A 23519-nucleotide genomic window follows, 5' to 3' on the forward strand; every position below is an offset into this window, starting at 1 on the left:
GGAGGTCAGGCGGACGCCGCCACCGCCACACCCATCATGGCTTCCGGCGTGACCAGGGCCGCGAGCTCGCCTTCGCTCATGCCCTCGGTTCCGGCAGGGCGCTCGGGAATGACGAACCAGCGGATCTGCGCGCTGCTGTCCCAGACCTTGACCTCGGTGCTTTCGGGCACGGTGAGCCCGAACTCCTTCAGCACGGCGCGCGGCTCGCGGGCGGCGCGGCTGCGGAAGGTCGGGTCCTTGTACCAGTACGGCGGCAGCCCCAGCACCGGCCAGGGATAGCAGGAGCAGAGCATGCAGATGACCAGGTTGTGGACGCCCTCGCCATTCGCCACGGCGCGCATGTGCTCGCCCTCGGCCCCGGCCATGCCTTCCGGCAGATCCGTCAATTCGGCGATGGCGGCCGGCGCATCCTCGATCAGCCGTTGCTTGAAGGCCGGATCGACCCAGGCGCGGGCGACGATCCTGGCACCGTTGAACGGGCCCATCTTCGTTTCGAACACGTTCAGCACCGTGTCCACGGTCTTGCTGGTGATGACGCCCTTTTCGATGAGCAGCGTTTCGAGGGCGCGGACGCGGGCGGCGCTCCGGGCCTCGCGGTCGTCGGGATGGTGGAAACGATCGGTCATTCTGATGGCTCCGGTCAGGCGGCGGGCTTGGTGACGTAGGCGGCGTAGAGATCGGCGTAGAGCGTCACATTCGGCTCCGTGTTGCCGGGCCACAGATCCTTGGCCTCGAAGCGCACGCAATAGACGGGCATCGGCGCGCCGACGCCGTCCGCCCCGGTGTCGGTCAGATAGCCGTAGGCACCCGGGTAGACCGTCTCGACTACGCCACTGTGGTTGCGCAGGAAGCCGGGAAGGCGGGTGTGCTCAAGCGTCGGCACGTTCCTGACCGTCACCGTGTCGCCCTCCCGGAAGTCGGGTTGAATTGCGACGTCACGCTTCGGGGAATCCCCTTCCGCCAGATAGCGTTCGACGCGCTGGTCGATTTCCGGCGCGCCGCCTTGCGGCAGAGGCTTCGCCGGATCGGCGAGATATTCGGCCGTGCGCGCGTCCAACTCCTCTTCCGTGATGTAGCCGTTGTCGATGAAGTAACCGCTGATGCCGCCCAGCCACTTCTCGTAATAGCGGTATTTGAAGTAATCGAAGGGGTTGAGCCCTTCGGCCCCGGTGCGCAGGTGGGCCCAGGTCCAGACGGTGTGGAAGGCGCTCGGCGTGGGTGGAAGCGGCAGTTGCGGGCTGAGCGCCATCATCGCCGTGTGAATGCCGAAGATGCGTTTCTCCCACTCCTCCACGAAGACACGCGTTTCGACGGTGATGGGGCCGAGGCCCTCCAGGCCCCCGAGGTAATGTTGCAGCTTCATTGGGTGCTTCCTGAAATCGGGAACGGAAACAGAAGCGTCAGAGGGCGGCGACGTCCGCCGCGACGGCGCAGCCGCGAAGTCCCTCCAGCAGCCTTTCGGCATCGAGGTCGCGGCCGATGAAGACGAGCTGGTTCAGGCGTTCCTCGCTGGGTTTCCAAGGTCGGCCCGGCCGCCCATCCAGCGTCATGTGGACGCCGTGAAAGACGAAGCGGCGGCCTTGGCCGTCGAGGTCCAGCACGCCCTTGGCGCGCAGCAGGTCGCGCCCCTTGTCCTGGACAAGCTGGTTGAGCCAGCGGTCAACGGCCACCGGGTCGAGCCGCCCGGGCTCGCGAAAGGCCACGCAACCGATGCCGGCGTCGTGTTCGTGCTCATGCTCATCCAGGATATCGGGATCGAGGCGCAGGATGTTCTGCAGGTCAAAGGCGCCGATGCCGAGGATCTCCGAGAGCGGCAGGGCGCACTCCTCGGTGCGGTGGATGCGCGCCAGCGGGTTGAGCCGGCGGATTTCGCGTTCCACAGCATCAAGCGCCGCGGCGGGTTCCAGGTCGATCTTGTTCAGCAGGACAACGTCCGCGAAGGCAACCTGTTCGCGCGCTTCGTCATGACCGAGTTGCAGGGGAAGGTGGCGGGCATCGGCCACGGTGATGATGGCGTCCAGCGCGAAGCGGCCACTCAGCCCTTCGTCCAGCACGAAGGATTGAATGACGGGGGCCGGGTCGGCAAGGCCGCTCGTCTCGATCACCACCCGGTCGAATCCGCGTTCGCCCTCGGCCAGCCTTACCAACGCCTCGATCAGATCACCGCGGACGATGCAGCAGACACAACCATTGTTGAGTTCGACGATCGTCTCGTCCGTCGCCGTCACGAGCAGCCCGTCGATGCCAAGTTCCCCATATTCGTTGACGATGACGGCGGTCCGCCCGCCACCGCGCTCCGCCAGGATGCGGTTGAGCAGGGTGGTCTTGCCGGCCCCGAGAAATCCGGTCAACACGGTCACCGGAATCGGTCGCATGGCGATGCTCCGTTGCTTCAGGTTGCGAAGGGCAGCCTTCACCTGCGGAGATGGCCGAAAAGATCCGGACGTTCCGCTTCAGCGCTGCCGTGGTATACATTGCACCGCATACCATTCGCTGACTCAACAAGCGGCAGAGGGCAATTCCGGACAAAGCGCCTATCAAAATCGGCCAACCGCTTTGTGTGAAGCGGCGTGGGAACACGGGCGCTGATGCAGTTTGAAACGCGCAGGGTTTGCCGGGAGCCATGGGGGTCGCAACAGACCAAAATACCGGTCTTCCCACCAGCCCATAGCGTTGGCGGCGGACCAACCGCTATGCGCTTTCCGCGTCCCGTACGAGTCCTTCTTCCCTGGTGCGGTCGATCAGATGCTTCACTGACGAGCGGCTCCAGCGCAGACCGCCGTGCGGCGTGCGCTGCCCCATGCCCTGCAGTCGGTGCGCGATGCCGTCCAGCGTGATGACGGTTCAAGGCTTTCTCGGTGCGCTACAACCCGGCATCTGCCTGCTGCCGGTCATCACCGACAGGGAATGCGAGGCCCTGACCATCAGGCGCGACCACACCTTGGTGATCCCGGCGAGCGGCCACCTTCCCTTCGTGCCGCGGGGACTGGTGTTCTGAGTGAGCTCGTATACAGGCTGATACAGCAAAAAAACCCCTGGAAGCGTTGCTTCCAGGGGTTTTCTATTTGGTTGCGGAGGCGCGCAATCTCAAGCAGATCCGCCGGTTCCAGCTTCTGGCTGACGAAGGAGTGCAACAGGAGGTCATCGGTGATGAAGGCGTCATGCTTGCCGATGCTCCTGTTCGTGACGGTCGCGGCAAGGCTCATTGCGTCGGGCGCCTGTGAGCTGCCCCCCTGAACCGGCACCGGTCCCTATCCGAGGGCTGGGTAAATCAGGAAGAGGACGGAACGGCCCGTCGGAAACGGCATACGCCGGAACAGATCATCGGCCTGTTGCGCGCCATCGAGGTGGCGGTGGCGCAGGGCCACACGGTCGGCGACTGCCGCGAACAAGCCATCGCGGAGCGGACCTACGAGCCGGCGCGCGGAGTTTGGCGGGTGGAAGCGGGATCAGGCCAAGCGGCTCTGGGAACTGGAGTGCGAGAACCAGCGCCGGCGCAAGGCGGTGGCCGATCCGACGCTGGACAAGCTGATCCTGCAGGAGGCGGCACGGGGACCTTCCGAACCCCACCGGCGCCGCGCCTGTGTCGCGCCGGTCCAGCAGAGCCTTGGCGTCTCCGAGCGCCGGGCCTGCCGGGTGCTCGGCCCCAACTGTGGTTCCGGCCGATGAGGATGCGCTCACCAGCGCCATCTTGCGGCTGGCCGGCCGGTATGGCCATTACGGCTGTCGGCGCACGTCCTTGGATCCTTGGGTGAGATCGGGAGCGGGCCGGACGCGCGCGGATTGCCGTGCCTGTCAACGCCGGGACACCAAACGTTCTTGCGCGCACGATAAACGAAGCAGGTTGAAGAAGACCATCGCGTGGTCGGGAACAATCGGCGGCGGCATACCGTCATCCGGCTTTCGAGGGCGCGGGCCGCCAGCTCGTCCTATGGCGTCGCATCGGCCCGGCGGACACGCTCCAGGATCGCGCGTTCGCGCGCCAGAACGACATACCGGCCGACCGCCGAGAGAACGCGCTGATGGCTGGCGCCGCGGCGCTGAGAACGATGGACCGTCACGCCACGGGCATCGCACGTCGCCAGCCAGCCGTGCAGCGCCGCCCCATTGCCCGCCATCCAGCAGTCGTTGTCGGGCGTAAACAGCGCGATGCCGGAAAGCAGGCGCGCCGCCTCCTGGCAAAGCCCGTCGACGAAGGCAAGCAAACGGCGGTCGTCGCTTTCGTCGGCCGCAGCGTCATAGGCGCCGAGCCCCTTCTGAAGGCACAGGAACAGCACCGGAATGGGCGAACCGGAGCGCGATTCCGGATCGCGTGGATGACAGACAGGAACGCCGGTCACATACTCGGCGAAGCGCCGCATCATCGCGACACTGCACGGCCAGTCGAGTTCGAGCCGCCGCACCGTCGGCATCAGATCCGCCTGCGACAGACGGAACCGGCGCAACGTATCCGCCGGAGCGGCAGCGGCAGCGAGAGAAATGAACGTGCCGGCGACGGGTTCCGGCGGATGCCCCCGATCATGGAGCGGCGCGTCCCAATCCCCGGCATCCCGATCCTCAATGGTCCGTTCTGGAGACAGCATAGGCGTGCACCCTGAATGGGAAGGGCCGGATGCACGCCACCGTAGCGAGGCACCCAGGCAACCGTACAGGGGGCTTGGACGTGTCTTTTTTTCGCCATTCGGCGAATGACGAAAAAAATGCGCGTCTTCCTGACATCGCGGAGCTGCGGCGGCGGAGAGTACACTCGGCCCACTATTTTCCGCTCGATCGCCGCTGCTGGCGAGTGCCGGGCGACGCGGCCGGCTATCCCCGATGTGTGAGGACGATTGATGACCGACCAGAACTCTGTCACGCATGAGCGATCGACTGGACGACTGGCGGCCCGACGACATGGCCTTCTGGGTGGACGGCGGCAAGCCGATCGCGATGCGCAACCTCGCGATCTCGGCCTTCGCATTGCTTCTCGCCTCCTGTGTCTGGATGGTGTGGAGCGCCGTCGTCGTGCACCTTCCAATCGTCGGCTTCTCATATACAACCACACAGCTTCTGTGGCTGACGGCCGCGCCGGGCCTTTCCGGAGCGGTCCTGCGCCTGGTCTATGCCTTCACCGTGCCGATCTTCGGCGGGAGGTTGTGGACGACGATCAGCACGGCGTCCCTGCTCATCCCGGCCCTGGGGATCGGCATCGCCGTGCAGCATCCGGAAACGCCCTACGGCGTGATGCTGGTGCTGGCGCTGCTGTGCGGATTCGGCGGCGGGAACTTCGCCTCCAGCATGGCCAACATCTCCTTCTTCTTCCCCAAGGAACAGAAGGGTTGGGCGTTGGGCGTCAATGCCGGCATGGCCGACCTTGGCGTGGCGGTGGTGCAGTTCGCCGTTCCCCTCGTGATCGGCGGCGCGTTGCTCGGCCCGCTCGGCGGCGGCCCACATGCCGTGGCTGCGCTCGGCGCGCCGTTGGAAACCCATCAGGGCGTGTGGCTGCAGAACGCGGCCTTCATCTGGATCCCTTTCATTCTGCTGGCGACGGCGGCGGCTTGGTTCGGCATGAACGATATCGGCCATTCCCAGGCCTCCTTCGCCGAACAGGCGGTCATCTTCCGTCGCATGCACACCTGGATCAACGGGTGGCTCTACATCGGCAGCTTCGGCACCTTCATCGGCTTCGCGGCCACTTTCCCAATGCTGGTGAAGGCACAATTCCCCGGCATCGACCCGCTTGCCTACGCTTTCCTCGGACCGCTCGTCAGTTCGGCGGCGCGGTCGCTGTCGGGTGGCATGGCCGACCGGCTGGGCGGCGCACGCATCACCCTGTGGGCTTTCGTAATCCTGTTCCTCGCGGTGAGCACGATGACGATCTGCCTGAACAGCGGGGTGTTCTGGATGTTTCTGCTGAGTTCCATGCTGGTGTTCGCCACGGCCGGCGTCGCCTGCGCTTCGACCTATCAGATGGTGCCGATCGTCTTCCTGATCGACCGTATGCATGCCTATGATCTGCAAGGCGATCTCGGCCGCGCGCGTGCGCTGAAGGAAGCGACGCTGGAGGCGGCGACCGCGCTGGGGTTCATCTCCGCGCTGGCGGCATTCGGTGCCTTCTATATTCCGGGCGTCTTCGGGCTGTCGATCAGCCTGACCGGGTCGCCGGTCATGGCGATCCAGCTTTTCCTGATCTTCTATCTGTCCTGCATTGTCGTGACCTGGATGTTCTACTGCCGGGCTGACGCGGGACTTCATTGCTGAGCGGCACTGGCCATGGATGCACGACGCCCGCCGATCCGCCACGCCCTCAAGGCCGACGCGGCGGCCGATAGCCCTGTTCTTCCGCGACCTCCGGCCCGCGTCGGAGTCCGGCGGGCCGGGGCGGATGCCCCGTCCTCTTCCCGCGGCGCGGCGCCTGCAGGGTTGCCCGGCTTCGCGATGTTGAGCGGAATGATCGTCGAGGTCACCGACGAGTGGCTCCGCGTCCACCAGTCCTATCGCTTCGGCGACGCCGCGCCGATGAGCTACAGCTTGCGTTGGCCGATCCCGCCAGTCCGCGTCATCGGCTCCTTGCAGGCGGGACGGCACACGGACTTCCTTGCGCCGGACTGGCTGGTTCGGGACAAGCAGGCGGAAATCCATAAGCTGGCGCGCCACGCCAAGCAACGCCAATCGGTTTCGCCCGACGCCATAGCCTTCCTTTGACCCGTCCCGCCGGCAGCAGCATCCGGTGGCACCCGCCATGGCAACCCGCGACACCGGATCACAACTATTGATCGAATGCGTCGAATTGTCGCCACCGCATTCAGGTTGCGAGTCGACGCATTATGAGTCATAAATCGGGAAAATAAAACTTCGTCTCGGCAGCCGCTATATATTCTTTTCCTATGCACATCGGGAGGGATGCGAGGAACAACGGAATGTTTGAGCGGGAGAGGAACAAAATGGCCCCGAATTCGTGGCGCACGCAGAAAGAACAAAAATACTTCCAAACCTAATCTTTTCTGCCCTGAAGCATTGCCGTTTGAAGGGCGGTGTACATGGTGAACAAGTGTGAGCAGCATCGGAAATTGGCGCTGGCAATACGTTTGATCAAGCGGAATCTCCGAACCTCAATCGTCGCGGTGCACACCAATCTCAGCGCGACACAGCTCCGCACGCTTTATCATGAGATTCATGGGCACGCTTCGGTGTCGGGCATGTTTCCGGAGTCCGACCGGCTCTTCGCGACCCACCAGCGTGCGCTGGAGGCGTCGATCATCCTGACCGCCTATCTGAACTGCGCCGGCGCCGACGCGTTGCGCAGGATCGACATCGAGGCGCTGCTGCGCGCACATGACTTCTATATGGACGTGCGGCAGGAATGCACGGGTCTGAACCAGTCAGCCATCGACCTGACCATGGCCTGGATTCTCGCCCGTGACCTGCGCTCCTGTGTTGTCGACCTGCGGACCTGCCCCTGCGGCATTCGCTTCGCCGTGCATGAACAGCAGCGCATCCAGGCGCATTGCCCGGTTTGCGGGTTGCCGCCGCTCTCCACCGCCAACGCCGCGGCCCACAGCTTCACGCCACCGGTTCCGACCGACGCCGGCCACTTGCCCGACCGCTTCTGCTGACCCGCCCTCCACAAAAGCCTGGCGTCATTCCGGTGCGTCTCCAGGCACCGGAATGACGCCAGTCGATCACTGCTCCAGCCGCAAGTTGCTGAGCTGCGACCCGATGCTCTGGAACACGCTCTTGAGCTGGTCGGGGCTCGGCGTGTCCCAATAGTAGCTGGGCTGTGATGCGCAATTCCGGTAGAGCGCCTGGGTGTTGGCGTTCGTCTGTCCGATGGTGATGGTGTAGATGGTGATGCCGGGCTTTGGTTTGCCGTCGGCATCGAGAACGCCGGGGTTCTTCAGCTTCTCGCACAGGCGGGCCATGCGCTTGTTGATCTCGGAAGTCGATTCGGAAAAGGACTTGGTGCCGAGCCGCCCTTCATCGATGCGGCCATAGGCTGTGTAATCGCCCGTCGGCGGCTTGGAATAGTCGAACCAGCCATTCTCGCCGTCGGTGACCAGAACAATCGCCTTGCTCATTTCCGGAGAACCGTAGTCGAGCGGCATCCCCTTCGGCGTCGGGCCTCCCCACAGCCCCTGCCAGCGCGGCGACACGGTGAACCACCCCGCCTGAAGGCCGAGGTTCGCCATGGTCCCGCCACGGCTCACCGGCTGCAGGGTTGCGATCTTGTCCAGCAGGTCCTTCTTCACGTTGGTCAGCGGCAGGACCGGAAAACCGCAGCCGAGGTTCGGGCCGGTCCGGTCGTTGCTGTTGGTGTAGGTTCCGGTGTCGGTGATCGTCGGCCAATCATTATCGCCGCCGCCCTTGCCGTTGTTCATGCTTTTGGTCGAGGGATAAAGGAACCGCTTGAACCCGGCGACCATGGGCGGGGTGTCATCCTCGTCGTAGGGGCTCGGCCGCGCCTCGACGCAGCCGCGCCAGGTGGACGGCGAATAGGCGCCGGTGGACGGACCGCTCAGCGTCATCCAATCCCCATGGCCGGTGCCAAGATTGACCTCAGCCGAGTAGGGAACGACGGAGATCCACAGCTTCTGGGTGTCGGTCTGGTTGCCGAACAGAATATTCACCAGCGAGGTCGCCGCATCACGCAGCTTGCCGATGCGGTTGTCGGTCGCCATCGATCCGGTGACATCGAGCACGAGAGCCAGTTCCAACCCGCCGGACATCTGGCGCCGCACACGGTTTTCCACCGTGATGGGCAGGGTGTCGATGCCCAGCACCCGGATCAGGGTGGTCGGAACCCGCACGCTGGACTTCACCGATACGGTCTGCCGGTCGGCGCCGATGGTGACCTCGGGGTCCGGAATCGGGGTGTCGAGGTAGGTCGTCGGAATGTTGGCGCGGAAATACTGGATCGCGTCCGCCTGGACGTTGGTCGTGTCGAGCACCCTGCCCGCGGCCAGTGCCCCGGCATCGATGGCCGACGACAAGCGTTGTCGCACGAGATAGCCGCGCCCCATGTCGACCGACAGGCCGATGGCCCCGATCAGCGGAACGACTATCGCGGCGACCATCACGGCGGTGGCGCCACGCCGGTCGTCCAGACAGCCGCGCAACGCGGAGAGCAGGTGCTGGGCGGCCGCACCGGCACGCCGCCTGCGAACAGCGGTCTTCTTCATGTCACGGGTCCAGTATGGTCAGGTCGCCGAAACGGGGGCGGGATACGGCTTGGCTGTAGACCGGCACGCCGGAGGGATCGCCGCCGAACAGGCTGCCGCTCAGCACGGTCGGCTGATAGGTGTGGAAGACCTCGACGAAGACGGCGCTGTCCCCGCTGCGAATCGAGAAGGCGGAGGGCAGGGTGGCCGCTCCGCCGACAGCCGAACCGATGCGGCTGGTCCAGGAGGAACTGCCCGAGCGCTGCTGCCACGCCACCTTGCTGCCGCCGCTTCCCGAATTGGCGACCGAGGTGACGATCACCGCCCCCACCTTGTCGATGTCGAGCGGCTGGGCGACCTGCCGTGCCGCCTCGAACAGCACGCCGACCTCGTCGCCGCGCTGGACCGTCATGCCTTGGCGCAGCCGCTTGAACTGGGTGGCGATCTTCGCCGTCTCGCTGGCGGCGCGCGCGATCTTGCCCACCGCCGAAACATGCTGGCTGAAATCCACCGCGGCGACGAGCAGAAGAACGAATGCCAAAGCGATTCCCGCCACTTCGATGGTGACGAGCCCGCTGCGGTTTCGGGCGAGACGGCCCGGCAGATGGCCCATGCGCCCCTCCTTGCTAGAACGGTTCGTTACGGACGACGACGCGGGATTCGTAGTGGTAGGTCGGGTCGTCGAGCAGGCTGGCGGCGAGGCCGGTCAACGGCTTCCCCGTGTACTGCACCAGATAGGCGACCGTCTGGCCGCTCGTCCCGGCGCCGGCGGCCCCACGGTCTGCATCCCAGATTCCATTCCCGTTGACGTCGGTGAAGGGCTCCCCGGGATCCCACCGTCCGTTGCCGTCGATGTCGCTGTAGGGTTCCGGCTTGCCGACGCTGCCGGCGTCCTGGTAGGCGAGCAGGCTGACGGTGAGTTTCGCCGGGTCGACGAAGCCGAAGGTCGTGTTGACCATGATTTTTCGAAGCTGCTGGTCGCGCGTCGAGCCGGCCGGCGGCGGCGCGCCGGTCAGCCCGGCGCGTGCCGCCTCGCGCGTGCCGATGTCCAACGCCACCCGCACCGCAAGCATGAAGCTCACCTCGATGACGATCACCGCGATCAAAAGGACGATCGGGGCGCCGATGGCGAATTCCACCACGGTGACTCCCCCCGCGTCTTCGGCCAGGGATTTTCTGCGCAGCATGGCGCCACTCCTCAGGTACCGCTCGCGTTTACCGCGCGGGCGATGGCGGCGTGGCCGTCGGCCTGTCTGTCGAGCGACCGCAGCATGGCGTAGTAGGCGAGGTTCTCCTTCACCGCTTCGGGGCTCAGGTCCATCCTCGCGACCTCCGCCGCGGCATCCACCCGACCGGACATACCGAGCGCCAGGGCCAAGTTCTGCCGGATGCGCTCCTGCCCGGCCGAGCGCTCGGCGCTCAGCTCGCGGAACAGGGGGATGGCCTGCTCCTTGTCGCCGGCCAACAGAATGGACAGCGCCAGATTGTTGCGAGCGCCGCGGTTGCCGGGCTGGAGCGCCTGCACCTGCCGGTACATGGCGCGGGCCTCCTCCGGCTTTCCCATCAGGTCGAGCGCGACGCCCTTGCCGTTGAGCGCGGCGGCATGCTGCGGCGCGGCGGCGAGTGCCCTGTCGAAGGCGGCCAGGGCCTCCCCCGGCAGGTTGCGCGCAAGGTCGACGCGGCCGATGCCGACTTGCGCATCGGGATTGCCGGCGTCGAGCCGTAGCGCCGCCTGATAGGCGGCGATCGCCTCGTCGAAGGCACGCCCTTCGTAGAGCGCATCGCCAAGACCGAGCAGCGGCAGCGGCGAGGTCGGGTGGGCGGCGACGATCTGGCGGTAGAGAGTGATCGCCGCCTGATTGTCGCCGCCGTTGCGTGTGGCCTCGGCGATGCGCAGGCCGGTCGCCAGTTCCAGGGACGGCTTCGCCGACGCCATGCCGGCCAACTGGCCGAGGCCGGAGGGGTGAGAGCAGGCGCCCAGCATCAACGGAAGGGCCAGCAGAATGGCGAAGTGCAGGGAGACGGTACGCATGCTCGTCAGAGCCCCTTCATGATGTCGATGAATGCCGGCCCGGCCACGACGATGAGGACGGCCGGCATGATGAGGACCATCAGCGGCAGGCTGATCAGCGCCGGAATGCGTGCAGCCCGCTCCTCCAGCGCCAGGATTCGGGCGCTGCGTTCTTCCCTGGCCAGCGTGCGCAACGCCTGGGTCAACGGTGTTCCATAGCGTTGCGCCTGGAGCAGCGTGACCACGAGGCTGCGGATCGCCGGCACGTTCGTGCGCTCCACCAGATTGTCGAGCGCTTCGCGGCGGTCGGAGAGCAATTGCATCTCGTTCGCCGTCACCGCGAGCTCGTCGGCCAGATCGGGGAAGAAGCGGGCGATTTCGCGCCCCACCCGCTGGATCGAAACGTCCAGGCCATAACCGGCGTTGGCGCAGATGATGAGGAGGTCCAGCGCATCGGGCAGCGCCGCTTCGATGGCGGTGCGCCTTGTCCGGCCCCGCCGCTGGAGCGCGGCCTCCGGCACCAGCCCGCCGACGAAGCCGGAGAAGACCGTCGCGGCCAGCGCCATCATCGGTGCGATCTCTGTTTGCAGGACCAGTTGGGCGCTCCCGGCGAGCAGCGCCCCCACCCCGAAGCCGAGCAGTTTCGCCGCGACGAAGAGCGCCACGCTTTCCTTCCCGCGGATGCCGGCGCGGACGAGCAGCCGGCGGATGTCCTCCTGGTCCTTCTTCCTGACCAACGGCAGGCGGGCGGACAGCAGCATGACCCGCCGCAGCAGTGCGATGCCGGACAAGCGCAGCGGCTTCACCGCCGCAGCCGTACTGTTCCGGCTCGTTGCCCTCTGTTCCGATGCCTGCCGGACGACGCCGAGAAGACGGGCGCGGAAGCGATCCCGTTCGCGGTCGACGACGGCGGCGAGCGCCAGCAGGACCGCCGTTAGGACGAGCCCGCCGGACAGGACCAGACACTGCAATGCGGATGGAGCGGTCATTCCGGACTCCGGGTCATGCGGGCGATGACGAGCAGGCCAAGGCCGAGCGCAACGCTGGCGGCGAGGAGCATCCGGTTGCCGGTCGGGTCGTCGATCAGCTTCCGCGCGTAATTCGGATTCAGGACAAAGAGCCCGAAGCCGGCGACGAACGGGATGGCAGCGACGATCTTGGCGGAAACCCGCCCCTCCGCGGTCAGCGCCCGCTGCTTGCGCCGCAGATCCTTGCGGCGGCGCAGGATGTCGCTGAGGTTCTGCAGTGTCTCGGCCAGTTGACCGCCGGTCTCCCTCTGGATCATCAGGCAGATGACGAAGAAGTCGAAGTCGGGCAGGCGAACGCGCTCTGCCGTGCGGTCCAGCGCCTCCTTCAGGTCGATGCCGATGGCGATGGAGTCGGACAGGCGCTTGAACTCGCCACGCACCGGTTCCTGCACCTCCTGCCCGACCAGCGTCATCGCTGCGGTCACCGGAATGCCGGCGCGCACGCTACGCACGATCAGGTCGATGGCGTCGGGCAGCCCTTCCAGGAACTCCCGGCGGCGTCGGGCGACGAGGCTGTGCACGGTCATCCGCCCGGCGACCGGAGCCGCCGCCGCCGCCAGCGCCAACGCGACCAAAACGGAGATATTGAAAACCTGCGTCAGCAGCAGGAACCCGGCAACCGCCACGCCCAGCGCGACCGCAGCCGCACCAAGCAATGGCCGCTGTCCGCCGGCCGGTGCCATGCGGAACTCAAGACGCTCCGACCAGGGAATGGCCCGTCGCCACCATGGCGCGATCTTCTCGGTCCGCAATTCCTCTCGGGCCGCGCTCAGCGCCTGGCGCTCCCGCCACATCTGCGGCACATCGCCGATGGCCGCCGCCAAGCGCCGCTGCCGCCGCGCCGCCGCACCGCCGCCGGACAGGCCACGCAGCAACAGAAGCGTGACGAGCATGCCCGAGCCCAGCAACAGCAGTCCGATGGCGAAGAGGGGGGAGGACCCGGTCATGGCGTCACCTCATCGCGGCGAGCAGAGTGTCTTCCAGACCGTAATAGGCGGCGCGCACGCTGAATTGCGGGCGCACGCCGCTGGTCTCGAAACGGCCGGTCACCGCCTCGCCACCGCCTTGCACAAAAGTGAAGAGTTCCTGGGTCGTGATGACGTCGCCTTCCATGCCGACCACCTCCACCACCTGCTGGATGCGGCGCACGCCGTCGCGCATGCGCTCCACCTGCACAATCAGGTTTACCGCGCTGGCGATCTGGGCCCGGATCGTCTGGAGCGGCAGGTTGCCGTTGGCCATCATCACCATGCTTTCCAGACGGCTGAGCGCGTCGCGCGGACGGTTCGCGTGGATCGTCGACATCGACCCGTCATGGCCGGTGTTCATCGCCTGGAGCAGGTCGAACGCCTCGCCGCCGCGCACCTCGCCGATGATGATGCGGTCGGGGCGCATGCGCAGCGCGTTCTTGACGAGGTCGCGCTGCGTGATCTCGCCGGTGCCCTCGATGCTGGCCGGGCGGGTCTCCAGGCGGACGACATGCGGCTGCTGGAGTTGCAGCTCCGCCGCGTCCTCAATAGTGACGATTCGTTCGGCGGGATCGATGACGCGGGACAGCGCGTTGAGCAGCGTCGTCTTGCCGCTGCCCGTGCCGCCGGAGACCAGCACGTTCAGCCGGCAAGCGGCAGCGACCTCCAGCATGCGGCCGAGCGGGGCGGACAGGTTCCCTTGCAACACCATGTCGGCGATGGCGACGCGCCGGCGATTGAATTTCCGGATGGAGATGCTGGGACCGTCAAGCGCCAGCGGCGGCAGGATGACGTTGACGCGGCTGCCGTCCTGCAGCCGGGCATCGACCATCGGGCTCGATTCGTCCACGCGCCGCCCCACCGAACTGGCGATGCGCTGAGCGACGTTGATGACGTGGGCGTCGTCGCGGAACCGCAGGCCGGTCAGTTCCAGCTTGCCTCGGCGTTCGACATAGATCTGGTTGCAGCCGTTGACCAGGATGTCGGTCACGCCGTCGTCGGCAAGCAGCGGCTCGATGGGGCCGATGCCGAGCATGTCGTCGAGAAGCATGTCGATCACCCGATCCTGGTCGATGGCACTGATCGGGATGCGCTCCGTGGAGCAGATATCGCCGACCAATCCGGTCAACTCGCGGCGCAGGGAGTCGCGTCCGGCCATGCCGGCGACCGGGTTCTGCAATTTCTCCAGCACGCGCTCACGGATGCGCGGAAGGACGTCGGCGCTGCGGGAGTCCTCCGCCGCGACGCGGCTTCCGGAAATGCGCGCCGGTGCACAGGGAGGGGCACCCGGCGGAATCAGCCCTACCAGCTGATGGGACAGGATATCCGGCACGGCTTCGGCGACCTTGCGTCCGAACATGGGCTCAACTCCAGAACATGCGCTTGAAGGAATTCGGGATCATCGACCGCTTGCCCGACAGGTCGTTGGAGACGTCGAGCAGCATGTCGGTGATCGCGCCATGCTCGGTAGCCAGCGGAATACCGCCATTCTCGGCGGCAAGCGCCTTGCGGTCGAAGGGGATCTCGTAGTCGATGCGCCGGCCGATCGCCTTCTCGAATTCATCGCGCGAGACGATGCCCTTGGCCGGCGGACATCGGTGGTTCAGGATGACCAGCGCGCGTTTGCCGATATCGTCGCGTCCGGTCATCCGCAGGACGCGCACCGTCTCCCGCACCGAAGGCAGCGTGGGGTCGGCGATGATGATGCGGACATGGGCGAGGCTGAGGAAATGCTGATAGAGCGGGCCGTAGCGCCGCGGCACGTCCAGCATGACGTAGTGGAAGCGCTGCGTCAGCAAGGTAGCAATCCGCTGGATCGCGGAGGGGGCGAGCGACGGTTCGTCCTCCAGCTCCTCATGCCCGGTGAGCAGGAACAGCCGGTCGCTGCACTGCTGCATGATGCGGTCGAGGAACAGGTCGTCGACGCGGTCGATGTTCTGCAACGCTTCGGACAGCCCTCCGCCGGGCTCCGCGCCCAGCATCAGGGACAGGCTGCTCGCCTGCAAATCGAGGTCGACCAGCGCCACCTTGCGGCCGGACCGGTGGGAAAGCAGCCAAGCGAGGTTGACCAGAAGGGTTGAGGCCCCCACCCCGCCCCGCGCGCCGGTGACCGCGATCACCTTGCCGGTGCGGCTGCGCGGCTTCACCGCGGCCGGGCCGGACCGCATGGCGATGGTTCGCCGCAACAGCTCCGTGGTGATCGGCTTGGCGACATAGTCGGCCACGCCCGCGTTCATGAGGTCGCGGAACAGGCCGATGTCGTTGCTCTCGCCCAGCACGATGACGGTCACGCTCGGCTCGCAGACATCGGCCAGTGCCTCGATGTCGGACATCGGCATGGCGGAGGCGCTTATGTCGACGATCAGAAGCTTGGGCGACGGTGACGTGCGCAGATGGCCGATGGCGTCCTGGACCGTGCCGCGGCGGACGACCGTGAAGGTCATCACCTCCTCGTCCACCAGATCACGAATGGTCCGTTCGGTGTCCGGCTCGGTGACGAAGGCGACCAGTTCCGGGTTCCGGGAGGCGCCAGTCTCGGCGGATGCGCGGGCGAAGATCGACATCGGCCTCCTCCTACTGCTGTGAAGCGCCGGTGAGCACCGTGCTGGAGGCTTTCAGCGGCGTGACCTTGTTGGCTTTGTAGCGGTCGACCGCAGCTTCCTGCGCCGCCCCGTCGGCCGGCCCCATCCGGCGTGGCGCCGCGAGGTCGCCCGGATCGGCCAGCATGACGGCGAGGTTGTTGGCGTTGGCACAGCCGAAGTTGCTGGACGGCCGGAAGCTGTTGTCGTCCATCACGGTGCGGCGCCAGTCCGGGCAACGCGGCGGAACGGCGGCGTAGAGCTCCGCCGTTACGGCGATGCCGCGGACCGGACCGGCGTCGCCGCCCGGCTGTCGGGCGACGGTAATGTTCGCGGGATCGACACCGAAGCCGGCAAGCGCGCGGACCACCGGAACCGCCTGATGCTGCTCGGCGCCGGCGGGCAGCGCGATGGTCACGCGGGTCCGCGGCGGCTCCCCCAGCTCCTCGATCAGCCTGCGCAGTTGCGCCGTGTCGGCGGGAGCCAGCCGGTTGCGGGTGGCCGGCAACCGGGCGGTGCTCTCGGCACGCTCAACCGTCACTTCGCGGGGCGTGTCGGCCGGCGTCCACAACGCTTCCACCGGTGTGCAGGCGCCGGCCAGCAGCGTCAGCGCCAGAAGGACAGCTTGACGAAGCGGGCGCTGCGGGAAATGGTCGTTCATGGCCCGTCTCCTCAATAGATGAAGCCAGCGGCACCGTTCAGCCGGGCGCCGCCGGGACCGACCGGACCATCCGATCCGGGGGCGGGGGTTTCCTTGGCGAGGCGGCGGGCAAACAGGCGTTCCAGTTCGCTGGTCGGGCGCAGACCGTCGAGCGGGGTTTGCAGCGCGCCGGGCCCCGCCGGATTGACCAGATAGGGGGTGACGATCACCACCAGTTCGCTCTCGTTCTTGCGGAATCGGGTGGAGGAAAACAGCGGGCCGAGCACCGGCAAATCGCCGAGCAGCGGAAATTTGGTGACCGCGTCGCGGATGTTGTTCTGCAACAGGCCGGCGATGGCGAAGCTTTCCCCGCTGCCCAGTTCCACCGTGGTCTCCACCCGGCGCACCGAAAGTCCGGGAATCTGGATGGAGCCGATGGTGACGGCACCGGCTTCCGACAGCTCGCTGACTTCCGGGCGGACGGTCAGGCTGATGCGTTCGGGCGACAGCACCGTCGGCGTGAAGTTGAGCCCGATGCCGAACTGCTTGAAGACGACGGAAACGCGGTTGTTCTCCTCGGCGACCGGAATGGGGAACTCGCCGCCGGCGAGGAAGCTCGCCGTCTGGCCGGACGCCGCGGTGAGGTTCGGCTCGGCCAGGATGGTCACCATGCCCTCGGCGTCCAGTGCGTCGATGACGGCCGTCAGGTTCACGCGGTTGCTGGAATAATTGGAGACCAGGGAGCCCGCGTTCTCCGCCGACCGCTGGAAGACGTCCCGGCCGTAGTTGGTGTCGAACTTCATGAAGTCCCGCCCGGTGATCAGGCGGAAGGCGAAGGCGCCCGGATTGAGCAGGGAATCCCAGTGGATGCCGAACTGGTTGTCCGTGTTGCGCGCCATCTCCGCAACGCGGACGCGCAGATGGACCTGGGTGGGAACCGTGACCTTGAGCTGGTTGACCACCGTCTCGCCCTGTCCGACATAGCCCTTGGCCAGCGCCATGATCGCCTCGGCGTCCTGCGGCGTGGAGACGGCGCCGCCGACGACCAGCCGGCCCGGTGACGAGGTGAGGGAGACGCGGTAGGCGGGGAATTCTGCCCGCAGCTGGTCGGTGAACTGTGCAGTGTTGTGAACCACCACGATGTCGCGCTGCACCAGCAGTTTGTCCCCGGCTCCCAGCGCGTAGAGCGTCGTCCGTCCGGCCTTCTTGGCGACGACGAAAACGCTGCGCTCCGTCGGCGACTGGATGTCGGCGATATCCGGGCTGGCGATGAAGAGGCTCGTGGCGGGTTCGCTAAGACGGATCAGGGTGCCGCTGCCGACCGCCAGTTCCATGGCGCTGTGCGTCGCGCGTTCCGCGGTGTTCCCCTGGGCCGCCGCGATCTGCGGAGCGAGGAGAAAGCCGCCCACAAGAGCGGACAGGCAAAGGAGGAGGAGGAGTTTGGCCGTGCGAACCGGCTCGCACGGAGCTGGCAGGGGCATGGTGGGTTTCCTGGGGCAGCGGGTTGGCGTCAGAAGGATTGCCGGACGAGTTCGGTGCCACGGATGACGGCGAGGCGGGGGCGTTCGTTGGTCTTGCGATCGCCGCTATGGCCGGTGAGCGCGGCCGACACGTCCGACGCCCAGACCGGCTCGGTCGCCGTCGGCGCGACCGCCTCGCTTGCCGGGGCGATGCTGTGCAGGCTGAGCGTGAGGTGACCGAGTTCCGCGGCGACGGCGACCTTTTCGGCCTGCCGGGCGCCGACCTCCAGAGTCACGGTGGTGGCCACCTTGCGAACGTTCCCGGAGTTGTTGTGGTCCTTGGCGGCCTCCTCGACCCGCTGGTCGACGGCGATGACGCGCACCCTCTCCAGGACCGTTTCGCCGACCAGCCGGCGGGCCGGATTGTCCTGTTCGTTGGGCAGGGCCTGCGTCAGGATCAGGTCCACCAAGTCTCCGGGAGAGATCAGGCCGGCGGCACCCGACACCTCGGTTACCGCGACGGAGATCGCGCGCATGCCCGGTGACAAGACGGCGGCCAGGAAGCCGCGCTCGCCGGGAGCGATCAGGCGGGAGCGCATCAACGGCTCCCCGGCGGTGATGCGGTGGCGGACCATGGCGCCGATGCTCGGGTCCTTGTCGCTGCCGAACAGGACATGCTCTTCCAGCACGGCGCTTTGCGGCCAATCCTGCCAGCGCACGTCGGAGTCCTGGATGAAGGTGCCGGGCGCCAGGTCGTGCGCGGCGACCCGCAGCTTCGCCAGCGCCGGCGGAGCGGGTACCGCCGCGGCAGGCGGCGGCTGGGTGCCGGGAAGGGCCAGCAGGATCGCCCCGCTGCCGAGCAGCGCAAGGGCGGCGAGGGAAAGGAGAATGGTGCGCGGAGCCATGCGTCACATCCCGGTGGAGCCGAAGGGGTACAGGACGGACACGCCACCCGCCGCGATGGCGATGCCGTAAGGCAGGCCGGCCTCGCCGAACGGAAGAGCATCGACGTTGCGGGTTCGCAGCAGCGTTTCCAGCCATAGCCTGGCCTTGGCCGTTGCCGAACAGGGGAAGAAGAGGGCCAGGGTGTTGGCGGCTCGCCGTGCCGCGACGCGCGCCAACGCCACGATCGCCAGAACGCCGCCCGCCAGCACCGTGACGAGCAGCAGCGCGGGAAGCTGCTCCCAACCGGACCACAGCGCCGCCGCCGTCAGAAGCTTGACGTCGCCACCGCCCATCTTCCCCCCCGCGAAGAGGATCAACAGGGGAACGAAGACGAGGACGGCGCCGGCCACCGACGACAAGGGCGGGTACGCCGATGGATCGGCGATGGCCGCCGCGGCGAACAGCAGGCCCAGAAAGGCCGGTATCCAGTTCGGAATGATTCGGGTCCGGAAATCGGAGATGGCCGCCGCCATGAACAACATGGTGGCGCCGCCGGAAAGAAGCGTCTTCATCGCTGCTGGCTCCGAACCGATAGTTTCGAGCCTTGCCGAAATCTTCCGCACAGCGGCTGCCAGACACCGGAAGCGCCCGGCAGCCGTCTGAACGGGGAGACGATCTCACCTCATTACGGACTGACGATCGCCGTTCCGGTGAGCTTGGTCGCAATGTCCGCGAATTTCTGGTTGATGGCGCTGCCGAGCGAAGTGAACCCCGCCGTCGCGGCGAAAGCCACCAGTGCAGCCAGCACGCCATACTCGATCGCGGTCACGCCGTCTTCGTTCGCGATCAAAGATGCAAAGAGAGTGCGCATGCCTTTATTCCCCGTATAGGTTTCGGACATCTTCGATGACTTGATCTCCGCATACAGCGGTCGATGTCCATTTGGTTACCGAAATATCATCGGCCACGCAACTGCATGAAAAATGCATCACAATTGATGCAGATCAATTGCGCAAATTTCCGTGAAAGGATTTTCATCCCATGGCCGAAGGCTCGAAACGAGATGACAAGGCGATCATGCCGGGATCACCGCCCGTTACCCCGAATTTGCGGATTATGCGAATAATTGCTTTAACGGTGGATGCCAGGGTGCGACATATTCACATGCCGCAGCTGCCCAGCGCGCTACCATGTCCTAAACACGCGATTTCCGGAAAACGGTCTCGAGCCATACGCGCCCTGGCACCGCGACGCACCGGTAGGGCATTGTCCGCCGGGTGGCTCTCGTCAGTTCGCGGCAGAGAGGCTCCGCTTACGGGCGCGGGTCTCGTTCAGCATCGACTGCACCCGGACCGGCAGGACTCTTGCCATCAGGTCTGGGACCGCCGCGACTTGACCGGTGGGCTTCAACTGGTCCGTCGTGCAATCGACGACGGCGTCGATGAAAGCCAGAAGACGATACCAGTCCTCCTCCTCAAGCACCGCGGCATAGGCCGCGAGCGCTCGCTGACGGCAGAGATCACCCAGCTCGGGGGATGGCATCAGAGGCATCAAACCGGCGAGGACCGAGCCGGCCACCGGCCAGTCCGCCAGAAGCCGTTCCATCAACTCGTCGCTGTCGATCCGGCGGATACCCCACGTGCCGCAGTCGCTGCACATGACGGCTGCACCGTCCACCGGTTCCGGAAGAACTCGGGAGGGAGTAAACGAACGGGCCATGAAAACCACCGACCACCCGAGATGAAACCCGACAGAGATTGGCCGGCAGCTTATTGGAGACTGATATCCCTGTAAAGACAGCCTGATCGTGAACAGCGGCGTAAGGCGGCTATATCTTAAAAACCCATGGCCCTCCCGTCATGGTTACTAGATGGTAAACGTAATTACAATGGCAAATTATATTGAAATGAACTCACACATTCGTCCATTGCGGGATGGATCTTGCGAAGCGGGTTATCTGCGACAATTTGGACGGCACTTTCGGGCGACTGGCTTGTAAGATTTGGGATGGCACGTTAAGAGATGTTGCCACTCCCCAAGACAGGCGGACATTGCGAGCGCGGCGATGGCAATCGATTTCCAGCAAGACATCTACGAACTCAATCTTCATTACCTCATGGTTCTGCAACGGGTTGCGCAGAACGACGTCGCCGAAGCGGCGATGCGGTTCGGGATTGACGCCAAGACGGCCGAAGCCGTATGCGATGCCTCGATTCGGGAGTTGCAGAGCGTCGCATCGGGCGTGGTGGCCATGATTTCGGCGCGGCCGCTGCTCCAGGAACTCACCTCGCGCAACCCGGTGGACCGGGCGGACCGTCTGCGTGCGGGTGCGATTCTGCGTTCGATTTCGACACCGGATCGCTGACAGTGTGATCCTTTTCCGCCGCCCGCCTCGATCACCAGTCTCACGATTTGCGCACCAACGCCTCCGTGAACGGGCTCCTCGCTGCGCATCAGTGTCAATCGGCTTGAGATTGGGACCCTGGATCGGCGCGGAAAAGGGACCCCGTTGAGCTGGTGAGGACTTGTCGTCCAGGTCGTCCATGGAGGGGACCCGCGCGTGCCGCGCAGTGCCCTCATCTGCGACGGAGCGGCACGCGTGGGGAGGCGCTGTGGGCGACCTGGACGACCCGGCGGCCGAGGTCAGGCGCGGTTTTTGAAGCGCCAGCTTTCGTTGCCGGTCTCGAGGATCTCGCAGTGATGGGTGAGCCGGTCGAGCAAGGCGGTGGTCATCTTGGCGTCGCCGAAGACCGACGGCCATTCCCCGAACGCCAAGTTGGTGGTGACGATCACGGAGCTGCGCTCGTACAGCCGGCTGATCAGGTGGAACAGCAGCTGGCCGCCGGATTGGGCGAACGGCAGGTAGCCGAGTTCGTCGAGGACGATGAAATCCATGCGTGCGAGGTGGTCGGCCAAGCGGCCCTGCCGGCCGGCCCGGGTTTCGGCTTCCAGCCGGTTGACGAGGTCGACGACGTTGAAGAAGCGCCCCCGGGAGCCGGCCCGGATGCAGGCCCGGGCGATCGCGACGGCGAGATGGGTCTTGCCGGTCCCGGTACCGCCGACCAGGACGGCGTTGCGCTGCTGGGCCAAGAAGGCGCCGCCGGCGAGATCGCGCACCAGGGTCTCGTTGACCGGCGTGTCGTCGAAGACGAAATCGTCGACGTCCCTGGCGAGCGGCAGCTTGGCGATGGTGATCTGGTACTTGATCGAGCGCGCCTGCTTCTCGGAGATCTCGGCGGCGAGCAGGTCGCCGACGACCCGCTGCGGCTCGTGCTGGCGCTTGACGGCGGTGGCGATGAGTTCGTCGTAGGCGGCCTTCATGCCGTAGAGCTTGAGTTCGCTCATGGTGGCCAGGATCTCGGCACGCTCCATCACAGGGGTCTCCTCAGGCTGCCGTAACGGGCGCAATCGGCGGCCGGCTCGTGCCGAAGCCGCAGGGCGTCGCAGGTCATGATCGTGATCGCCGCCGCCGGTTCCCGGCGCCGGGCCAGGATGTTGAGAATGACGGCGGCGGAATGGACGCCCTCGCGCAAGGCCTCGGTACAGGCCGCCTCGACGGCCGGCAGCCCGTCGCTCAGCACGGCGCCGAGAATGCCCACCATCTGCCGGTCGCCGTCCTCGACGGCGGCGAGCTTGCGCCGGACGCGCTCCAGACCGGCCGGCAGGACCCAGTCCTTGAACGGTGCGCCGTTGCGCAAAGCCCCCGGCTTGCGCGCCAGGACCGGGACATAGTGCCAGGGATCGAACACCGTCCGGTCGCGGCCGAAGCAGTGGGCGTGCTCGCCGACGACCCGCCCATCATGGCGCAGTTCGATCCGCTCGGCGTAGGCGCGGATTTCCACCGGACGGCCCACCGCGCCGGCCGCGACCGAGTACTTGTTGGTGTCGAAGCGGACCAGGCAGGTCTTGGACACCGAGGCCGGCACTGCATGGAAGCCGTCGAAGCGACCGGCATAGGGAACCAGGCTCGGCCGCTCCGCCTCGAACATCTCCCAGACCGTCCGCTCCCGTAATTCGGGATGGCGATGCGCCTTGGCGTGGGCGACGCAGCGGTCCAGGAGCAAGCCGTTGAGTTCGTCGTAGCTCTTCACCCGCAGCCGGGGTGTGAAGAAGCGCTCGCGGACCAACCCGACCTGATTCTCGACCTGCCCCTTTTTCCAACCCGAAGCCGGGGTGCAGGCGACCGGATCGACCAGATAGTGGCTGCACATCTGCAGGAAGCGCCGGTTGTAGACGCGCTCCTTGCCGGCGAAGATCGTATCGACCGCGGTCTTCATGTTGTCGTAGATGCCCCGCGTGCAGGCTCCCTTGAAGAAGGCGAAAGCCCGGTCGTGGGCGTCGAACACCATCTCCTGGCTTTCGCGCGGGTAGGCCTGCACGAACAGCATCCGGCTGTGGCACAGCCGGACATGGGCCACCTTCACCGTGACGGTCGTTCCGTTGATCAGGACGACCTCATGGCTCCAGTCGAACTGGTAGGCCTCGCCCGGGGCGAAGCTCAACGGCACGTAGGCTTGGGCGATGGAGGGCCCCTGCTCCCGCCGCCAAACCCGGGCGTAGCGGCGGACCGCGTCGTAGCCGCCCTCATAGCCGCGGGATCGTAGCATCTCGAACAGGCAGACCAGCGTCAGGCGCTCGCGCAGAGCCTTGCCCTCGTTGGCCAGCAGCAGAGCGTCGAGTTCTTCACGCCAGGGGCCGATCTTCGGCAAGGGCTGATTCGTGCGCGTGTAGCGGAACTCCGTGGCCTCCGACCGGATCACCTTTCGCACGACCTTCCGGGACAGCCCGAACTCCCGGCAGATCACCTTGAT

Annotated in this window: 25 protein-coding genes and 1 pseudogene (1 of these 26 cut by a window edge); 6 read left to right on the forward strand and 20 right to left on the reverse strand. The window is 66.1% G+C overall.

Features of this window, described 5'->3' with window-relative positions; translation table 11 throughout:
• Nucleotides 1-5: 5 nt before the first annotated feature.
• The 3 genes from nthA to ACWPN7_RS00115 are packed head-to-tail and all read right to left on the reverse strand — an operon-like array spanning nt 6 to nt 2375.
• Nucleotides 6-626: a nitrile hydratase subunit alpha gene (nthA, locus tag ACWPN7_RS00105; RefSeq protein WP_459198158.1), complete on the reverse strand. Its 621-nt coding sequence runs from the start codon at nt 624-626 to the stop codon at nt 6-8.
• A 14-nt stretch (nt 627-640) separates the two neighbouring features.
• Complete coding sequence (gene nthB, locus ACWPN7_RS00110) at nt 641-1363, reverse strand: nitrile hydratase subunit beta (protein WP_456531776.1); 723 nt, start codon at nt 1361-1363, stop codon at nt 641-643.
• 37 nt (nt 1364-1400) lie between these two features.
• Nucleotides 1401-2375, reverse strand: coding sequence for a CobW family GTP-binding protein (locus ACWPN7_RS00115; protein ID WP_459198159.1), 975 nt, complete (start codon nt 2373-2375; stop codon nt 1401-1403).
• Between the two features lie 446 nt (nt 2376-2821).
• Here ACWPN7_RS00115 and ACWPN7_RS00120 point away from each other — a divergent pair, with 446 nt between their 5' ends.
• Complete coding sequence (locus tag ACWPN7_RS00120; RefSeq protein WP_459198160.1) at nt 2822-2998, forward strand: hypothetical protein; 177 nt, start codon at nt 2822-2824, stop codon at nt 2996-2998.
• Between the two features lie 67 nt (nt 2999-3065).
• Entirely contained in the window at nt 3066-3224 is a 159-nt protein-coding gene (locus ACWPN7_RS00125) for a hypothetical protein (RefSeq protein WP_451992952.1), read from the forward strand.
• A gap of 705 nt (nt 3225-3929) precedes the next feature.
• On the opposite strand, the gene ACWPN7_RS00130 is transcribed toward ACWPN7_RS00125, so the two are convergent.
• Nucleotides 3930-4583: a hypothetical protein gene (locus ACWPN7_RS00130; protein ID WP_459198161.1), complete on the reverse strand. Its 654-nt coding sequence runs from the start codon at nt 4581-4583 to the stop codon at nt 3930-3932.
• Nucleotides 4584-4857: 274 nt separating this feature from the next.
• Between ACWPN7_RS00130 and ACWPN7_RS00135 the strand changes: the two genes are divergently transcribed.
• The 3 genes from ACWPN7_RS00135 to ACWPN7_RS00145 all read left to right on the forward strand — a co-directional run bounded on the left by ACWPN7_RS00135 (nt 4858) and on the right by ACWPN7_RS00145 (nt 7595).
• Nucleotides 4858-6240: an MFS transporter gene (locus ACWPN7_RS00135; RefSeq protein WP_040137307.1), complete on the forward strand. Its 1383-nt coding sequence runs from the start codon at nt 4858-4860 to the stop codon at nt 6238-6240.
• Between the two features lie 189 nt (nt 6241-6429).
• On the forward strand, nt 6430-6684 hold the full coding sequence (locus ACWPN7_RS00140) for a hypothetical protein (protein WP_149650736.1): 255 nt from the start codon (nt 6430-6432) through the stop codon (nt 6682-6684).
• 335 nt (nt 6685-7019) lie between these two features.
• Nucleotides 7020-7595 carry a FlhC family transcriptional regulator gene (locus ACWPN7_RS00145; RefSeq protein WP_081863327.1) on the forward strand — a complete coding sequence of 192 codons (576 nt, stop codon included), beginning with the start codon at nt 7020-7022 and terminating at the stop codon, nt 7593-7595.
• Between the two features lie 66 nt (nt 7596-7661).
• On the opposite strand, the gene ACWPN7_RS00150 is transcribed toward ACWPN7_RS00145, so the two are convergent.
• From ACWPN7_RS00150 to ACWPN7_RS00215, 14 genes are all read right to left on the reverse strand, one after another.
• Nucleotides 7662-9158, reverse strand: a complete 1497-nt coding sequence (locus ACWPN7_RS00150; protein WP_459198162.1) for a pilus assembly protein TadG-related protein — start codon at nt 9156-9158, stop codon at nt 7662-7664.
• A gap of 1 nt (nt 9159) precedes the next feature.
• Nucleotides 9160-9750 carry a TadE/TadG family type IV pilus assembly protein gene (locus ACWPN7_RS00155; RefSeq protein ID WP_051658549.1) on the reverse strand — a complete coding sequence of 197 codons (591 nt, stop codon included), beginning with the start codon at nt 9748-9750 and terminating at the stop codon, nt 9160-9162.
• A gap of 13 nt (nt 9751-9763) precedes the next feature.
• Complete coding sequence (locus tag ACWPN7_RS00160; protein WP_459198163.1) at nt 9764-10324, reverse strand: TadE/TadG family type IV pilus assembly protein; 561 nt, start codon at nt 10322-10324, stop codon at nt 9764-9766.
• Nucleotides 10325-10335: 11 nt separating this feature from the next.
• Entirely contained in the window at nt 10336-11169 is an 834-nt protein-coding gene (locus tag ACWPN7_RS00165) for a tetratricopeptide repeat protein (protein ID WP_459198164.1), read from the reverse strand.
• A 5-nt stretch (nt 11170-11174) separates the two neighbouring features.
• A complete protein-coding gene (locus ACWPN7_RS00170; protein WP_081863326.1) occupies nt 11175-12137 on the reverse strand; it encodes a type II secretion system F family protein in 963 nt (320 codons plus the stop codon).
• Nucleotides 12134-13123: a type II secretion system F family protein gene (locus tag ACWPN7_RS00175; RefSeq protein ID WP_407825473.1), complete on the reverse strand. Its 990-nt coding sequence runs from the start codon at nt 13121-13123 to the stop codon at nt 12134-12136. Before ACWPN7_RS00175 ends, ACWPN7_RS00170 begins: the two co-directional genes overlap by 4 nt.
• A 4-nt stretch (nt 13124-13127) precedes the next feature.
• Entirely contained in the window at nt 13128-14504 is a 1377-nt protein-coding gene (locus ACWPN7_RS00180; protein ID WP_051658546.1) for a TadA family conjugal transfer-associated ATPase, read from the reverse strand.
• Between the two features lie 4 nt (nt 14505-14508).
• The gene (locus tag ACWPN7_RS00185) at nt 14509-15708 is read right to left on the reverse strand and encodes a CpaE/TadZ family protein (RefSeq protein WP_051658545.1); all 1200 of its coding nucleotides are present in this window, start codon (nt 15706-15708) and stop codon (nt 14509-14511) included.
• 10 nt (nt 15709-15718) lie between these two features.
• Nucleotides 15719-16384: a CpaD family pilus assembly lipoprotein gene (locus tag ACWPN7_RS00190; RefSeq protein ID WP_349621860.1), complete on the reverse strand. Its 666-nt coding sequence runs from the start codon at nt 16382-16384 to the stop codon at nt 15719-15721.
• Nucleotides 16385-16395: 11 nt separating this feature from the next.
• The gene (locus ACWPN7_RS00195; RefSeq protein ID WP_459198165.1) at nt 16396-17844 is read right to left on the reverse strand and encodes a type II and III secretion system protein family protein; all 1449 of its coding nucleotides are present in this window, start codon (nt 17842-17844) and stop codon (nt 16396-16398) included.
• A 29-nt stretch (nt 17845-17873) separates the two neighbouring features.
• On the reverse strand, nt 17874-18728 hold the full coding sequence (cpaB, locus tag ACWPN7_RS00200; RefSeq protein ID WP_201041771.1) for a Flp pilus assembly protein CpaB: 855 nt from the start codon (nt 18726-18728) through the stop codon (nt 17874-17876).
• A 3-nt stretch (nt 18729-18731) separates the two neighbouring features.
• Nucleotides 18732-19280: an A24 family peptidase gene (locus ACWPN7_RS00205; RefSeq protein WP_459198166.1), complete on the reverse strand. Its 549-nt coding sequence runs from the start codon at nt 19278-19280 to the stop codon at nt 18732-18734.
• 113 nt (nt 19281-19393) lie between these two features.
• The gene (locus ACWPN7_RS00210; RefSeq protein WP_200476034.1) at nt 19394-19609 is read right to left on the reverse strand and encodes a Flp family type IVb pilin; all 216 of its coding nucleotides are present in this window, start codon (nt 19607-19609) and stop codon (nt 19394-19396) included.
• A gap of 386 nt (nt 19610-19995) precedes the next feature.
• The gene (locus ACWPN7_RS00215) at nt 19996-20427 is read right to left on the reverse strand and encodes a hypothetical protein (RefSeq protein ID WP_200476035.1); all 432 of its coding nucleotides are present in this window, start codon (nt 20425-20427) and stop codon (nt 19996-19998) included.
• Nucleotides 20428-20773: 346 nt separating this feature from the next.
• On the opposite strand from ACWPN7_RS00215, the gene ACWPN7_RS00220 reads away from it, so the two are divergent.
• Nucleotides 20774-21073, forward strand: coding sequence for a flagellar transcriptional regulator FlhD (locus tag ACWPN7_RS00220; RefSeq protein ID WP_040136846.1), 300 nt, complete (start codon nt 20774-20776; stop codon nt 21071-21073).
• A 278-nt stretch (nt 21074-21351) separates the two neighbouring features.
• Here the strand turns inward: ACWPN7_RS00220 and istB are convergent, their stop codons facing one another.
• Both istB and istA read right to left on the reverse strand, forming a co-directional pair.
• Nucleotides 21352-22080 (reverse strand): IS21-like element helper ATPase IstB, encoded by a 729-nt coding sequence (gene istB / locus ACWPN7_RS00225; protein WP_349622040.1) that lies wholly within the window; start codon nt 22078-22080, stop codon nt 21352-21354.
• Nucleotides 22081-22088: 8 nt separating this feature from the next.
• Nucleotides 22089-23519, reverse strand: a pseudogene (istA, locus tag ACWPN7_RS00230) (IS21 family transposase); its annotated part runs 60 nt beyond the window's last position; the annotation flags it as partial.

The sequence above is a fragment of the Azospirillum sp. UENF 312511 genome, assembly GCF_058780635.1.